Source organism: Paenibacillus jamilae (assembly GCF_050482105.1).
Classification (GTDB): domain Bacteria; phylum Bacillota; class Bacilli; order Paenibacillales; family Paenibacillaceae; genus Paenibacillus; species Paenibacillus jamilae_B.
In genome coordinates this window covers 611,883-626,873 of record NZ_JBCNHI010000018.1, presented here as the reverse complement: position 1 = coordinate 626,873, position 14,991 = coordinate 611,883, and the positions used below count along the sequence as shown (strand labels likewise).

Here is a 14,991-nt window from a genome sequence, read left to right as displayed (position 1 = left end):
GAGTACGGCAGTTACAGAATGCTTGAGCCTATGTCATTGTAGGACCCGCAATCTGCCTTCTACCGCCAATTCCGGGAGAAACATCACCGCTGGAGGGAGAATTTTAGGAAGATGAACGTTTTATAAGGAGCATAAATTTTTATTTTTTCGGTAGGCACTGGGATTGTAGCCATATGTTTTTCGGAATAGTGCGGCAAAATGGCTAAAGTTGCTATAGCCAACCATCGCCGATGCTTCACTGACTGAAATCTGCTCCTGCTCCAGCAGTTGCTTGGCTCTTTCCAGTCTCTGCTGACGCACAAAGCCGAATACTGTTGTTCCGAATAGCTCTTTAAAGCCATTTTTCAGTTTTTGCTCATTAATATGTACCATCTGTGCCAACCGAATCAGACTGGGAGGCTGAACCAGTGTACGGAGTAAAATGTCTCGCGCCTCGTGAATACATTGCACATCAGTGGGTTTAATCGTCATGGAAAGTTTAGGTGGAGATATACGTATTTCTTGCAAAAACAGAGCCATCAATTCCAGCGTTTTGCTCTCCAAGAAAAGCTGACGGGTTATGCCCACGTAAGAATGAGATGACAATTCTTGAGCAATAGCACGCATATCAGGAGTAATCAACGTTTCCATGCAAGCAAAAGACTGCTCCAAACGAATACCCAGCTCTTGTAGTAACTCTTGCCATAGCAATGGCTTAAAACGCAGCTCTAGATGATTCATCGCCTTACTAGCTGCTATCTCTGCGTGAATCTTCACATCATTCATGTAGACGAGCTGTACATGTCCCCCGTGCTCACGATCTGAACGAAAATCATCCACAGACCAAGTGGCGGAATAATCAATGTTTAGTGCCAACTCCAGATAAGGCCTATCAATTCTTTTTGATATCTGGACTGGCTCATGAAATAACATTTTGCTAAGTGATAGCTCAAGGCCATTGCGTAAAAAATGTGTTCGATGTATTCCGTCTCCCCACTTTTCGGGTATCTGATAAAAATGTTCGTGCTGCATTCCTAATGGAGTGGAGCTATTATCATGAATCATTAGGTTGGAATCGATTATCTGATTAAAATATTCATTAAAAGTAGACGGAGAAGTTTGTATCTTCATCTTGTCATCACTTCCTTCTTATAGCTGGATTTGCAGTACATACGAATTCAGTTTATCACTATAATTATAATGATTATCATTCTCAATTAAAAGATAATTAACATTCAGTGCAAAAGTCGACCTTGACTTCAATACCTGTCTGATCGTATATTATGGATATATCTTCAATTAAGGGAGAGATTTTAATGTCGGTGAACGTTCTTAACTAAGCAATTGCATATTCAGGGAAGACCATCAGGCGCTTGTATCCTTTAGGGACAGGTTTGTTTCTTGCTGAGTTATCACCCTGGTATTAGTTAAGAACATGCGGATATCATAAATCGCCTTTGGGATTATTTTCATTTAGGCCTTAATCCGTGCTGTGTTCAGCACGGTTTTTTTGTTTTCAGCTTTGTGAACTCCTTTTACACGTTTTTCTATTCATAAGCCAATAAGCTGTTATGTTGGTTGGCCTGTAGATTAAAACACAAAATTGGGAGAGCATATGCTGGATTACAGGCTTATTTGATCATACATTCCCTCTCCCTTAAAGGGCGGAGAATGAACGTTTTGTTCATTCTCCGCCCTTTTTTGTTTTCCAGAAAGGTTTTAAAAAATCCTGTCAATACACAACTAAAGGAGAGATTTATTCATGAACGAAACTACAATGCTGCGTTTGGATTATGATCAGATTAAAACAAGAGTATCTGAATGTGCTTTTTCGTACCTAGGTAAGCATCATGCCGCTTCCATGCAGCCAATTACAGATATTCGTACAATCACAAACCGTCTTAACGAAACGAGCGAAGCTGTACAGCTCATTCGCCACGGAGCTAGCGTACCCGTTCCTTCATTGGAAGGAATGGAGCACATCCTGCACCTCTTGGGGACCGGCTATATGTTCAGCGAGCGTGATTTTTCTCATTTGGCCCAATTCATCAGAAGCTGCATGCAGCTAATGAAATATATGCATGCCAAGGCGGATGCAGCTCCAACCGTCAGTGCTTATGCCTCTTCTATGTATGGTATGGAGTCACTCCTATCCGAAATCGAGAGATGCATTTATTCGGGTCGAGTAACGGATAACGCCAGTAAAGAGCTAGCTAAAATTCGCAAAAAAATTGCTGTTACTGAAGAACGTATCAAGAGAAAATTAGACTCTCTCACCGACCGTCATCGATCCATCATGCAGGAAAATATGATCAGTCAGCGCAATGGCCGTTACGTGCTTCCGATCAAAAAGGAATTCCGCAAACAGGTGAAAGGCAATGTACTGGATGAATCAGGAAGCGGTCAAACTGTCTATGTTGAACCTGCAGAGATCGTAAATCTACAATTCGAACAGAGCGCAAACATGGCAGAAGAATCAAAAGAAGAAATGAAAGTACTGGGAGACTTGACCGCAATGGCTGAGTCATACAGCCAGGAATTAAGCATTAATACAGAGGCGGTAGGCATACTGGATTTTTTATTGGCTAAAGCCAAATATGCCATGACACTGGATGCGGTCTCTGTCGAGCTTAACGATGCTGGAATTATAGATATCCATGGTGCACGTCACCCATTGATGGCGAACACGATGGTGCCGCTCGATTTTTCAATTGGTGAAGGTTATTCCTCGCTTATTATTACCGGGCCGAATACAGGCGGAAAAACGATGGCTCTCAAAAGCGTCGGACTGTTAACACTCATGGTACAATCTGGCCTGTTGGTACCTGTTTTGCAAGGCAGCCGCATGGCTGTATTCGAGGACATTGTAGTAGACATCGGGGATGGCCAAAGTATTGAACATGCTTTGAGCACCTTTTCTGCACATATCCGCAACATGATTGGCATTTTGGAAACGGCAGGCAGCTCTACTTTGATCCTGATTGATGAAATGGCATCCGGTACCGATCCGGGAGAAGGCGTAGGTCTCTCTATCGCCCTGCTGGAAGAATTCCATCGTCGACGGGCGACAGTAGTGGCTACCACCCACTTTAGCGAAATCAAGCATTTTGCTGAAAACACACCGGGATTTCAAAATGCTCGTATGGAGTTTGATACCGAAACGTTGCAACCCTTGTACCGACTTCGCATCGGCGAGGCCGGGGAAAGCTACGCATACGCAATAGCTTTGAAGCTAGGCATGTGGACTCGCATTATCGAGCGTTCGGAGGTCATTTCTGCTGGAAGAGCATCTCAGGATACACAAAAATCCTTGGTTATTCCCCCTTCTCTTGATGATAAAAAGTCTGACGATGTATATAAACCTGCCTCTAAAAAAGCATCTACAGACCGCTTAGTCGCAAAACAGGAAAAACAAGAGCACCCACTCAAAGCCAAGCCATTTGCTCTTGGAGATAGTGTTTATGCCGGCTATCTAGATCGAACCGGTATTGTTTACAAGACCGAGGATGAGCGAGGTAATGTTGGAATTTTGATTCAAGGACAAAAGCTGATCATCAACAAAAAGAGGCTCACTCTTCACATCGCTGCAACAGAATTGTATCCTGACGACTATGATCTGGATATTGTTTTAGAAACAAAGGAAAACCGCAAAAAACGAAAGCTTCTAACGCGCAAACATGTTCAGGGGCTAATAATTGAATCACCCCCGGATAATGAAAAGTAAGCGTACGTGTATATTCTTCATTGAAAATAGGTTGCTGCGGAATTTCGTATACACTAAGTGAACATAATAAACATTATGTAAACTAAATAAAAGCAAAAAGGCGTGTCCTAAGCTAAAGACACGCTCTTTTGCTTTTATTTTAACTTATACCTCAAGATGGTGTGACTTCATGTAATTGTATATAGCACCTAACAAATTCGCTTCATTGCCTAATTTACTTTGCTCAATATCTGCACGCACAAAATTTAAGATTGAATGCAGGTAAAGCTTCTCTAATTCTTCTTTAATGGTAACAACCAACAAAGGATTGGCAGATATGCCTCCCCCAATTACAAACTTTTGAGGGTCAAGAATTGTTTGCAAATTAATAATTTGTGTTGCGATGTTCCTACAGTATTCTTGAAAAATCCTTTGTACCGTATGATCCCCTTCTTCAATGAGCTTGAATACTTTTTCACCTGTTATAGCATCTTCAGGAAGTCCTTTAGCCTTGGCAACCGTTTTAGCTAAAACAGAACTACTTCCTTGCATACCAAGCAGATAATCAACATCGTCTGCATGTTCGTTGTTCGTTCTGATAAAGGAGAATTCCCCTGCCGATAAATGATGGCCTTTCAGCAATTTACCTTGAGAGATAATTCCACCGCCCATCCCTGTTCCAACTACCAAAACAACACCATCAGCAATACCCTGTAGAGATCCGCGCCATACTTCTCCAAGAGCAGCACACTTTCCATCATTTTCAATAGCTACAGGTAAACCAAACGTTTCCTTAAAAACTTCAATCATATTGATATCGTTTATATACCTTAATGAACCACCATGCACCATATGACCAGTGACCGAGTCCACAATACCTGGCATACTGACGGCTATACCTTCACATTCATCTATAAACTGATTGTGAATTTGCTGCAAGGTTATAAGCAGATTCTCTAGTGAATCTAATGGTGTAGCAACTTTGCCCTTCGTCATAAATTCACCTTGAAAATATAAACTGAATTTAATAAAAGAGCCGCCAATATCAAAAACCAGTATTTTATTTTTCATGCTGCGTATAGTCCTTCCATTCGGTAGTGTGGAATCTGAAGTCTATCTTTTAATAACGATAATTAATATTAGTGCTTTTGTAAATCCATCATTTTCTTTATCGTTAACAATACACCGTTTTCTTCATTGGATTTAGTAATAAAACTTGCTGCATTTTTTGTGTTCTCACAAGCATTTTTTACAGCAAAACTGTATTTGGCAATACTCATAAGCTCTACATCATTTTCACCATCTCCAAAAGACATCGTTTCGTCCACAGTAACATTCAGTATCTCTTGGAGTTTTCTTACCGTCTCTCCTTTATGGGTATGAAGGGCTGTAATATCCAACCAATTCGCTTCAGAATCCACAATATAAATTTGATCTAGCAGTGATTTTTCAACATGTTTTCTTAATAAGGAACTTCTCCCGGATGGATCATAAACAGTTATTTTAAGAAAGTTGCTATTTATTTGATCAAATGAATCAATCTTCAGCACTTCCTTGTAGGAGCCCTTCACAATTTTGTAATATTCCTCTTCAATATGAGAGTGAACATAAGCTGCTTCTGTTGTACATGCAATAATAATAAAATCCTTAGCGAAAGCTTCAATTTGATGGATTGCTTGTAACGCTAAATTACGCTCGATTGTAAACTCTTTTACAACGACTCCATCCTTTTTAATACGAGTAGCGCTATCCCCCAAAATCCAGATTCCTTTTCCGTGCTCACCAAATAATTCCTCTACTCGTTCACATTGCTTACCTGTACAAGCAACAAAGGAAATATTATTTTTTTTCATCTCTTCGTATACCTGATTAAATAATTCAATATCAAAAATACCACTATTGTTCAGAAAAGTGCCATCCAAATCACTTACTACCAGTTTAAACATAAATAAGCCTCCCTTAGTTGTTAAAGCTTTCTAGCTGTCAGTTCATACTTATGGTTTTTTATGTTCTTTCCAGGGATCAACATTAAAGTCTCTATTGAAATCCTCAAACATACGTGCTGCAAGCTTTAGTACAAAAGAAGAATGAGCCAAACTACGAATTATGAAATATATAATGAATAAAACAGCAAGGCATAAGACGCCTTCAATTCCCACATTGTCGCACTCCCTAGTGTTCGTATCTCCAACTTTTACGCAACATGTAATCCATTTAATGAGCACGGAACAAATCTAGTTCACTTCATAAACCATTTAATTAAACATATTAATAAAGTAAGTAAAAAAAGTACCTTTATTAAGTGGCTACAAAGCTACTCGAAAAAATCATCAAAAGAGCGGTAAGGTTTTACTTCCATAGGCTGTCTTGATAATGCTAAGCACCAATAAGCACCACCCCATACAACTAAACATAAACAAATGAGTGAAATCATAGAGGCTCTCCTTTCAGTTTTAGATTATATATTTACTTTAGCCGATGAAACGCGTTTCAGGTCAAGTTGTAATTTGTTTTACCCCTTCAAAATTCTCTTTTTGAATATACGATTCACTTGTTCTGAACTGAGCAGCATAAAAAGAAGGAAAACAAGAACTGCAACCGGAAAAAAGTGAATACTTACCTGTGTAGCTATAATCCCAAAAATGGGCGGGAGCAAAGTTGTTCCTGTATAAGCCACTGCCATCTGATAACCCATGAGTTTGGCGGAATTTTCCTTACCAAACCGTGTTGGCGTTTCATGAAGAAGTCCTGGGTAAATCGGTGCGAGCCCTAAACCAATAAGAATGAAGCCAGGTAATAAAAAGATGACTCGTAACGGAAGCAACAAAATAAGTCCTCCTGCAACAGCAGTAAGTTGACCAAGCCGGATTAACATACGATTATTTATTTTTAAAGTTACAAACCCTGTAATAAACCTGCCTACCGTGATTCCACCATAGTACATAGAAATCCAACCAGCAGCAGTATCAGCTGTGATATTTCTTGCCCCTACCAAATAGCTGGCTCCCCATAAGCCCACCGTGGCTTCCACACCACAATAAAACAAAAAAGCAATGAGCGTGTATTTAACTCCTTTCATTCGAATTAGATTTGGTTTAGGTGTGTTCTCAACTTGTACGATATTGTGATCCATATGTGAGTAGTCTGATTGAGCTTCAGAAGTAAGGGGATTTTGTATCGCGGTCACACGTTTCCATAATGGGAGTGTAATAAGCAAAATAATAACCAGCCCCCACTGAATCATGGATACGGCTGTGTAGCCACTTCTCCATGAGCTGTAGTTTGAAATGTAGAAAGACATAATCATCGGTCCCATCGTAGCTCCGACACCCCAAAAGCAATGTAGCCAACTCATATGATATGCCTTATAATGAGTAGCCACATACTGATTGAGTGCTGCGTCTACGGCTCCCCCGCCTAGCCCAAGAGGAATTGCCAACAGTACAAGCCACAATACTGAAGGCGCAAAAGAAAACCCGAGTAACGCGCCGGCTGTCAACAAGCAGCTCATTAGAGTAATTTTTGCCTGTACCTATTTTTTCAATGATACTTCCACTAGCTAGACTTGATACAATGGTTCCACCTGCGACGACCATGGATATTATTCCGGCTGATCCAAATGCAGTCCCAAGTTCCGGCCACATCACAGGCCATGCTGCCCCAAGCAGGGAATCGGGGATTCCCAAGCTAATAAACGCTAGATAAATAATAACCAGAAACCAGGTTGCCATCATTTCTTCGCTCCTCTGCTCATACGATAGATGTCATTATTTAAATACAATAATAGGACGTTCCAACTCTTTAAGGGTTAGTCCTCTCAGCCCTGTTTTAAAATCTTCATAAAATAAATCCGAGACAATAATGTCAGGATACAAAGGCATCTCATGCTTGGCTTTGTAGTTTTCCACAAAATGAAAGAAAGATTCTTCTTCCATATGCTCTCTATAAACCACAATTTGATCTGGATCAAATACAGATTGTAATATCTGAATAACTTCACATATACTATTGAAAATAACTTCTCTTCCCTTGCTTTCATCCCAAACTATAGACGGGAGGAATTTGATTTCACCAGCCAATCCATGTTTACCTTTTAAAACCCCATCACGCAAGTAAATGCCCATCCCTGGTGGAGAATTTTCAGGAAAATAGATGGCCAGCACACATTGATCTCTATCAATTTGTTCTCTATAAACGTATCCACACACAGCCGCATTTACATCATTCTCCACAATAACGGGCAAACCAAATGTGCTCTGCACATCCTCCGCTAACCGAATTCCATTCAATCTTTCATGACTGCTGACCGTAATCTCTCCATTTACAGATTGTCCTGGTATTCCAATACCAATAACTTTAATAGAAGGATACAGAGAAATGATGTTTTGAATTATAGAATAAAATTGTGCTGCATCAAAAATTTGAAAGGGGTGTTCTTCTTTCATAAGAGCATACTCGTTTAGATTAACCACTGTGGCCGATACTACGTCCATTCCTTGTTTTTCATTAATATGTATAATCAGTGCCAGACTATACTCATAATTAAAACGATAGGTTAGCGCATGTCTACCTCCGTTTGAAGGAACAATCTCATCTTCAAAAATTTCTCCATTATTAAGTAATTCCTGCATAAGAGTATTGATAGTCACCACACTTAAATCTGTTAGCGCAGCCAGTTGGGGCTTTGTGGCCTTGCTGATCTGCTTTAATACTTTACGAACCAGATTCAGATTTATTTCTTTAATTAAATTTGTATTGGCTTTTTCCATATCGTACTCCTTCTTGGTACAAAATTAGTGGAACTACTTCATAAACCATATTTATAAAGTGGCACCACTAATATTGTAGCAAAATATGACCTTTGTCAAGGACATCGTATTCTGGCTATTAAATAAGCAAAACAATCAAAATCAAGACAAAATGCATGATAAAGGATACAACGTCCATAGTGTTAATGGCTTAATATTATGGATAAAATTTGTAAGTCAGGTTCAATTCTTTTTAGTTGGTTTACATAATTATAATTATGTAAACCAACTTCAGATTAACTATACAATATAAGCGTGGAATATACTTACAATCCCGTTATAGGTATCTGAATATCCAGCTTATCCATCGCTTTTTCTTTTTCCCGATCAGTGACGTGTGTATATACTGTGGTTGTTTGGATGGATGAATGCCCTAATAGCTCCTGCACTGTACGCAGATCTGCTCCCTTGCGTAATAGCATCGTGGCAAATGTATGTCTCAGCTTATGGCTGGAATAAGCCTCCCGACGCTCTATGCCCTTATCCTGCTGGAATCGTTCGAATGTTTCTGTAGCAATCTGTTGGATAGAGCGCACTGCTAGACGGCGGCCTTTTTGGGATACGAACATCGCGTCCTCTTTACCTCTCCACGGCGTCAATCTTTCCTCCAATGCTTGCTCTATAAAATCACATACGGCCGCCGGTACTGGCAGGGTACGCCACTTACGCCCTTTACCGAACACATCTAATGTGCGTCTTTCTCGACTGTAATCTGAGACATTCAAAGAATGAACTTCCCCCACCCGTAATCCCATGTACACCATGAGCAGAAAGATAGCCATATTACGATTGGCATATTTTCCTTCCACCGCAAGCAAAAACGGCTGAATGTCCTTCTCATCCAGATAGACAGGCATACGATTCTTTTCAGTCTTTGCTTTTTTGATTCCCGCTGCCGGATTTGTGCTGCATAACTCAAATTCCTGTAGCGCTCTAAAAAAACTGTTCACCGCTGCATGCTTTCGGTTCCGTGTACTATCGCCGGCGCCTCCCTCCCGCGCTTTAGATAAATACGACATCACATGAATCTTTTTCACCTGGTCGAGTGGTTTATCACGCAACGTACGTAAAAACTGTTTTACATCCCCCGTGTAATTTTTTTGCGTATGTATCGTATACCCCGCATCCTTCATCCAAATCAAAAAAGCTTCCAGCTCCTCAGTATATACTTCATCAATTTCTTCTATCGTATCGAGCTCCACATGACGCAAATCTTTTTTCATTCCGCTTGCCTCCATTTCAGTTCAAATTCAAAATATGCTGCAAAACGATCATTTTCGTCCGGTTTTTATCGACAAACCGATCGACATCTTATGCAGGAGGGCATCTAAAAGTCGTTTTAAACCTAAAATGCGTATAATTTATATTATACGCAATTTTTTTGAGCGCTTTTTAAGTATAAATAAAGCTCGTCCCTCTTGTCCAGTCTGGTATCCTCTCTAAATAGATGACGGCTCTGAAGCTCCAGTATCTACTTGATCGAGTTCCAACGAGCGACTTGTTGAATCTACTGAACGACGAGCGTGTACGTATTTTTACCCATCCGATTATATTTCAGCATGAACTGGCCTGCTTGACGGTAAATTCCTGCTGGACGCCTGTATGTCTTATCATTTAAACTATTAAAAATCAATTTTCAAAAGAGTGATATAAACTACATAATATTTATTATGTAAACTATGATTGGAGGATGATTGGATGATTAACAAATTGTATTGGTTACCGGTCGGACAGCTTGATATTGATCGCTCCTCACTCAACCACCATGCACAGCCAGGTGAACTGGTACGCCTGCAAATCTGGTCGTATCTGCTGGAGACAGATCATGGTCCGATCCTCATTGATACCGGTATGCCGGATTCGTTTATCGACAACCCGGATTACTTTAAAAGCACACCGTTTGAAGGACGCTTCATTCCCCATATGTCAGCCAATGACAGTATCGTGGCTGTACTGGATCGGATCGGCTATCAACCGGACGATATCCATGCCATCGTAATCTCTCATATGCATATGGATCATGCCGGCGGCAATCCACATTTTCCGAATACACCGATTTATGTACAGCAGAGCGAAGCAGACGCTGCGATCGGTAATCTGGAGTATGCGCCACCGGAATGCGTGCAGACGGACTTGAATTATCGACTGCTCCAAGGGGACCATGAGCTCATTCCGGGCTTGCAACTGCTCTATACTCCCGGTCATTCGCCGGGTCATCAGTCCGCGCTGGTCACAACAAAGGAATCGGGCCCGGTCATGCTGACGATTGATGTTGCCTACACACAGGAGAATTACGCAAACGACGTGCCGTTTGACGGCTTTGACCGTGAACAGGCACGCCAGTCAATCGCGCGTATTCAGCAGATTGTACAGGAGATCAAACCGAATCTGTTATTCTTTGGTCATGATCCTGAGCAAGTAGCCGTTCGTCCAGTATATCCACAATACAAATAATGATGGTAAAAACAACTCCTCCTCATTGTCCAAGCAGTCCAACCATCATCTTCCACATAAGAACGTCAACTGCCCAATGTCAGCTTAGGCCGTAATAGTTAGAACCATTCCTTTCTTCAAACGTATTCCCTTGCCTTTATACTCATATGGAAACCGCGCTCCTTTTCCATTGCGTTCAGCAACTGATAGGTGAATCCATATAAATGAAGCTAATTGTCCCTAATCTCCTGTTATCGCCAGCATAAGGAAGTATATCTAAGAACTCATGGGGTGAGTAGCTGTCGATACGGTATGGATGATGAGGATAAGTATTTTGCCGTCTCGCTCTGTTTTCCCTTGATCATCCAGCACGATATACTTAAAGAAGTCGAAAGGCAACCTTATTCAGTCTATGCTTATTTCTAAAATGTTGATTTATTCATGACAAAGGGAGTGTTCATTTATTTATGAGTACCGAAATGCTGGAACGTCGAAGTGAGATTTTAAAACGAAATATCCATCAGTTGCTGGTTCAGGAAAATCAACACGGCGTGACACGGCAGGAAAATTACACGTTGCATAAAATGATCAGAGAGCTACATCAAACCTCTCATGCCTTGAATGCTTCCCGTTGAAATGAAAGGCTGCTACACCAAATAAAAATAACCTTCAACACCACTAAAAAAGTGGAGCTGAAGGTTATTTTTTATGTTATCCTTTTGAGCGACTAAGCAGATATAAGAAGTATGGCGCACCTATGATAGCAACGATTAACCCTGTCGGAATTTCTTTCTGTAAAGGTAGGGCACGTGTGATCGTATCCGCTACGAGTACCAAAAGTGCTCCGACCAAAGCACAAGTTACCAGCAGCATTCTATGCTTTGGCCCCACCAGCTTTCTTGCCAAATGCGGAGCCACCAATCCGACAAAACCGATCCCGCCACTAACTGACACACTTGAACTGGCCAGTCCAACCGCAGCAGCAAGGAGAAGAATACGTTCCTTTTCGATAGGTGTACCTAACCCGGATGCTGTCTGATCCCCTAAATTAAGCACATTCATCACGTTTGCTTTATAGAACGCAAAAGGAAGCAATATAATCAGCCAAGGTAGCAGAGCCATAACGAATTTCCAGTTTGAACCCCATATGCTTCCTGCTAACCAATTAGCTACAAACGTGTAGCTTTCGGGTGTCAATTTAAGAGTCATAATGATCATGGCAGCACTGATACCCGCCGCTACCCCAATTCCACTTAGCAATAGCCTTGTCGGAGAAATACCTTCGCCTTTCTTGTAAGAAAGAGCATAGATCAGAATAGCAGCCGCTCCCGATCCAATTAGTGCCAGAGCGGGAAGTAAAAATAATGAATTCATAGTTTGCATAGATGGGAACAGCAGTACAAACAGCATAACCATCAGCCCAGCGCCTGCATTAATCCCCAGAATACCAGGGTCCGCTAGACTGTTGCGCGATACCCCTTGCATAATACAACCGGAGACGGCCAACCCTGCACCGATCAGAATGGAAATAACCATTCGCGGTAACCGGAATTCAAACAGAATTAATTCCTGCTGTGGAGTCCCTTGTCCGAACAAGGTTCTAAAAAGCTCCATTGGCGAAAGCCGGATCGTTCCCGTGTTTGCGCTCACGGTGAATGCAGCAATGAGTAATACAAGCAAAATGATAACAACGATCCAATCATGGATTTTTTTACGGTGACTTGCTTTGGCAATAGCCCCATTCATTACGTTACTCATCTTACAGTGCCCTCCTTTCTTTACGTGCCAGATAAAGGAAGAACGGGACACCAATTAAGGCAATAAGTACACCCACTGGTGTTTCCTCAGGTGCGTTAATCATACGGGCCGCCAGATCGGCAAACACGATAAGTAAAGCTCCCATTATAGCTGAACAAGGAATAATCCAGCGATAATCGACCCCAACCAGTTTGCGCGTAATATGGGGAATAATCAACCCCACGAAGCCTATAGAACCAACCAGCGATACCGCGGCACCTGCTAGAATCAATACGAGAATCATCCCGGCGATCTTTACCATCCCAGTTCGCTGACCAAGACTCAACGCAATTTCATCGCCTAGACTAAGTAACGTAATAGAGCGTGATAACATGAGAGCACCGATAAAAGCTGCCACAACCCACGGAACGACAATGCCTAGCTGAACCCACTTGGTACCACTAAGCCCTCCAGCATACCAAAAGGCCAAGTCCTGTCCAACATTAAAGTATAAACTGATCGTATCTCCTAAGGCAGACAGCAACGCCGTAACAGCTGCACCTGCCAATACAAGACGAACTGGCGTAATGCCTGATTTGGATATAGCACTTGTACCATAGACCATTACAACCGCCAACGCTGCACCCACAAAGGAATACAACATTAATTTCAAAAAGGAAGTACCTGGAAATAGAGCAAAGCAAATCGCCATCGTCAAGCTGGCGCCCGAATTCAGACCAAGCAGGCCAGAGTCTGCAAGCGGATTGCGCGTCATTCCCTGCATAATGGCCCCAGCTACAGCAAAACAAACTCCAATTAGCACACCACCCAGAATCCGAGGTAGACGGATTTCCCATATAATTTGATGGTTTTGCAGCTCAGGATTAAAATGAAAGACGGCGTTCCAAACCTCCTCCAGTCTGATTGAAGCTGCACCAAATGATAAAGACAGAGCAATGCCGAATGCTAACAGTGCTAACCCGGCTGTCAAAATAAGAGAAGCCGCCCATGGCCGCGAGTGAAATTGAGTCGACGGCTGATTTTGATTACTTTGAGCAGGACTATCCGAAGATTCTGATAATTTCATAACTATGGTTCACCCTTACTGTTGAATAGTATGTAGGCTATCATGAAAACCTGTAGTGAAGATATTGCATGATAATGAGAATTATTATCATGCAATCTTTACTATTGTAAATTAATGCGGCAACGGCTTCAATAGCAAAATTTCGACGATTCTCTTATACTCAGCTGTTTGTGAAAAAATAAAGCCCTCTGGCATAAATACCAAAGGGCTGCCAACATTACCGAAACAACTACTTCTGTGAAGTGTTTTCTTTATTCCGCTGGACGATCATATCTGCCAATTCTTCAGCTTGCCCCACAATAGCGATAGGATCAAAGTACCAGTATCGATCCTCCTGAAGCTCAAAAACCTTCCCATTACGGACTGCACTTAGTGATTTCCATATGCTGTCTCCTTCATAACCGCTCAAATCCTTGTTAACCGTCAGGAAAATGTAAGAGCCAGCATATTGATTAATAACTTCCTTCGAAATCGACTTCCATTGTGTCTCACCTAATAGTTCTTTTTGGACAAGCGGTGGAGGTGTCAAATTCAATCCTCTGTAAACCGCCTGTCCTCCTCTGCCAAAATTATCACCGTATACATAGTACTCCTTTTCCGAAGCTTCCATTACCGTGAATGTATCTCCGGGTTGAACAATTCCCTTCAACTTGTCACGTGCAGCCTGCATCCGCTGATCATATTGGGCAAGCCACGTTTTGGCTTCCTGTTCTTTTCCCAGCAGTTCACCAAAAGCCGTCAGTTCCTCATGTACATCCTTGTACGTTCCATAAGGAATAACGAGAGTCGGAGCAATCTTACTGTATTTCTCATATTCAGAAGCATCCTTGGAAGCAATCAGAATCAAATCCGGCTGCAGAGTCAATACTTTTTCCACGGATACGCTACTGCGGTCTCCTATGCTTTCAATGCCCTGTACAAGATCCTTCGAGTATGGATTGTCTAGAAAATACTTCACACTTCCGACAGGTTTGATACCTAGTGCTAATAAATCATTTTGGTATAAATCTACTACAATCCGTTGAGGATGGACAGGTATCTGAATATCTCCATGAATCGTGTTGACTGTTTTGGTTACAGCCGACTTTGGTTCATCAGAAGCTTGATTCTGCTTTTCTTCTGGCTGATTTACCTTTCCACCACAGGCGCTAAGAATGACAATGACTGACAAAAGCATCGTCACAATCCACATTTTCTTTGTCAAATCCATTCATTCCTCTCTCGATTTACGAAGTCGCAATCGA

Annotated in this window: 13 protein-coding genes; 4 read left to right on the top strand and 9 right to left on the bottom strand. The window is 41.6% G+C overall.

The window, feature by feature from the left end:
- Positions 1 to 120: 120 nt before the first annotated feature.
- Positions 121 to 1,110, bottom strand: a complete 990-nt coding sequence (locus tag ABEW32_RS18115) for a helix-turn-helix transcriptional regulator (RefSeq protein WP_430190131.1) — start codon at positions 1,108 to 1,110, stop codon at positions 121 to 123.
- A gap of 631 nt (positions 1,111 to 1,741) precedes the next feature.
- Between ABEW32_RS18115 and ABEW32_RS18110 the strand changes: the two genes are divergently transcribed.
- Positions 1,742 to 3,703 carry an endonuclease MutS2 gene (locus tag ABEW32_RS18110; protein ID WP_430190129.1) on the top strand — a complete coding sequence of 654 codons (1,962 nt, stop codon included), beginning with the start codon at positions 1,742 to 1,744 and terminating at the stop codon, positions 3,701 to 3,703.
- A gap of 144 nt (positions 3,704 to 3,847) precedes the next feature.
- Here the strand turns inward: ABEW32_RS18110 and ABEW32_RS18105 are convergent, their stop codons facing one another.
- The 5 genes from ABEW32_RS18105 to ABEW32_RS18085 all read right to left on the bottom strand — a co-directional run bounded on the left by ABEW32_RS18105 (position 3,848) and on the right by ABEW32_RS18085 (position 9,713).
- Positions 3,848 to 4,753, bottom strand: coding sequence for an ROK family protein (locus tag ABEW32_RS18105; RefSeq protein ID WP_430190126.1), 906 nt, complete (start codon positions 4,751 to 4,753; stop codon positions 3,848 to 3,850).
- A 68-nt stretch (positions 4,754 to 4,821) separates the two neighbouring features.
- Complete coding sequence (locus ABEW32_RS18100) at positions 4,822 to 5,628, bottom strand: HAD-IIB family hydrolase (protein ID WP_430190123.1); 807 nt, start codon at positions 5,626 to 5,628, stop codon at positions 4,822 to 4,824.
- A 566-nt stretch (positions 5,629 to 6,194) separates the two neighbouring features.
- The gene (locus tag ABEW32_RS18095) at positions 6,195 to 7,193 is read right to left on the bottom strand and encodes an MFS transporter (RefSeq protein ID WP_430190120.1); all 999 of its coding nucleotides are present in this window, start codon (positions 7,191 to 7,193) and stop codon (positions 6,195 to 6,197) included.
- A 256-nt stretch (positions 7,194 to 7,449) separates the two neighbouring features.
- Complete coding sequence (locus ABEW32_RS18090) at positions 7,450 to 8,451, bottom strand: ROK family protein (protein WP_430190118.1); 1,002 nt, start codon at positions 8,449 to 8,451, stop codon at positions 7,450 to 7,452.
- 305 nt (positions 8,452 to 8,756) lie between these two features.
- On the bottom strand, positions 8,757 to 9,713 hold the full coding sequence (locus tag ABEW32_RS18085; protein WP_430190114.1) for a tyrosine-type recombinase/integrase: 957 nt from the start codon (positions 9,711 to 9,713) through the stop codon (positions 8,757 to 8,759).
- Positions 9,714 to 9,937: 224 nt separating this feature from the next.
- Here ABEW32_RS18085 and ABEW32_RS18080 point away from each other — a divergent pair, with 224 nt between their 5' ends.
- The 3 genes from ABEW32_RS18080 to ABEW32_RS18070 all read left to right on the top strand — a co-directional run bounded on the left by ABEW32_RS18080 (position 9,938) and on the right by ABEW32_RS18070 (position 11,558).
- On the top strand, positions 9,938 to 10,108 hold the full coding sequence (locus tag ABEW32_RS18080) for a hypothetical protein (RefSeq protein WP_430190111.1): 171 nt from the start codon (positions 9,938 to 9,940) through the stop codon (positions 10,106 to 10,108).
- 80 nt (positions 10,109 to 10,188) lie between these two features.
- Positions 10,189 to 10,944: a quorum-quenching N-acyl homoserine lactonase AiiA gene (gene aiiA / locus ABEW32_RS18075; RefSeq protein WP_430190107.1), complete on the top strand. Its 756-nt coding sequence runs from the start codon at positions 10,189 to 10,191 to the stop codon at positions 10,942 to 10,944.
- A gap of 446 nt (positions 10,945 to 11,390) precedes the next feature.
- Complete coding sequence (locus tag ABEW32_RS18070; RefSeq protein ID WP_167669746.1) at positions 11,391 to 11,558, top strand: hypothetical protein; 168 nt, start codon at positions 11,391 to 11,393, stop codon at positions 11,556 to 11,558.
- Between the two features lie 76 nt (positions 11,559 to 11,634).
- Here the strand turns inward: ABEW32_RS18070 and ABEW32_RS18065 are convergent, their stop codons facing one another.
- The 3 genes from ABEW32_RS18065 to ABEW32_RS18055 all read right to left on the bottom strand — a co-directional run bounded on the left by ABEW32_RS18065 (position 11,635) and on the right by ABEW32_RS18055 (position 14,957).
- Entirely contained in the window at positions 11,635 to 12,681 is a 1,047-nt protein-coding gene (locus ABEW32_RS18065; protein WP_430190105.1) for a FecCD family ABC transporter permease, read from the bottom strand.
- 1 nt (position 12,682) lies between these two features.
- The gene (locus ABEW32_RS18060) at positions 12,683 to 13,747 is read right to left on the bottom strand and encodes a FecCD family ABC transporter permease (protein ID WP_430190103.1); all 1,065 of its coding nucleotides are present in this window, start codon (positions 13,745 to 13,747) and stop codon (positions 12,683 to 12,685) included.
- 229 nt (positions 13,748 to 13,976) lie between these two features.
- Complete coding sequence (locus ABEW32_RS18055; RefSeq protein WP_430190101.1) at positions 13,977 to 14,957, bottom strand: ABC transporter substrate-binding protein; 981 nt, start codon at positions 14,955 to 14,957, stop codon at positions 13,977 to 13,979.
- Positions 14,958 to 14,991: the final 34 nt, after the last annotated feature.

Excerpts from the sequence above, each read along its gene's own strand:
- ABEW32_RS18115 (WP_430190131.1), bottom strand. The coding sequence starts at position 1,110 with ATGAAGATACAAACTTCTCCGTCTACTTTTAATGAATATTTTAATCAG.
- ABEW32_RS18110 (WP_430190129.1), top strand. The coding sequence starts at position 1,742 with ATGAACGAAACTACAATGCTGCGTTTGGATTATGATCAGATTAAAACA.
- ABEW32_RS18105 (WP_430190126.1), bottom strand. The coding sequence starts at position 4,753 with ATGAAAAATAAAATACTGGTTTTTGATATTGGCGGCTCTTTTATTAAA.
- ABEW32_RS18100 (WP_430190123.1), bottom strand. The coding sequence starts at position 5,628 with ATGTTTAAACTGGTAGTAAGTGATTTGGATGGCACTTTTCTGAACAAT.
- ABEW32_RS18095 (WP_430190120.1), bottom strand. The coding sequence starts at position 7,193 with ATGAGCTGCTTGTTGACAGCCGGCGCGTTACTCGGGTTTTCTTTTGCG.
- ABEW32_RS18090 (WP_430190118.1), bottom strand. The coding sequence starts at position 8,451 with ATGGAAAAAGCCAATACAAATTTAATTAAAGAAATAAATCTGAATCTG.
- ABEW32_RS18085 (WP_430190114.1), bottom strand. The coding sequence starts at position 9,713 with ATGAAAAAAGATTTGCGTCATGTGGAGCTCGATACGATAGAAGAAATT.
- ABEW32_RS18080 (WP_430190111.1), top strand. The coding sequence starts at position 9,938 with ATGACGGCTCTGAAGCTCCAGTATCTACTTGATCGAGTTCCAACGAGC.
- aiiA (WP_430190107.1), top strand. The coding sequence starts at position 10,189 with ATGATTAACAAATTGTATTGGTTACCGGTCGGACAGCTTGATATTGAT.
- ABEW32_RS18070 (WP_167669746.1), top strand. The coding sequence starts at position 11,391 with ATGAGTACCGAAATGCTGGAACGTCGAAGTGAGATTTTAAAACGAAAT.
- ABEW32_RS18065 (WP_430190105.1), bottom strand. The coding sequence starts at position 12,681 with ATGAGTAACGTAATGAATGGGGCTATTGCCAAAGCAAGTCACCGTAAA.
- ABEW32_RS18060 (WP_430190103.1), bottom strand. The coding sequence starts at position 13,747 with ATGAAATTATCAGAATCTTCGGATAGTCCTGCTCAAAGTAATCAAAAT.
- ABEW32_RS18055 (WP_430190101.1), bottom strand. The coding sequence starts at position 14,957 with ATGGATTTGACAAAGAAAATGTGGATTGTGACGATGCTTTTGTCAGTC.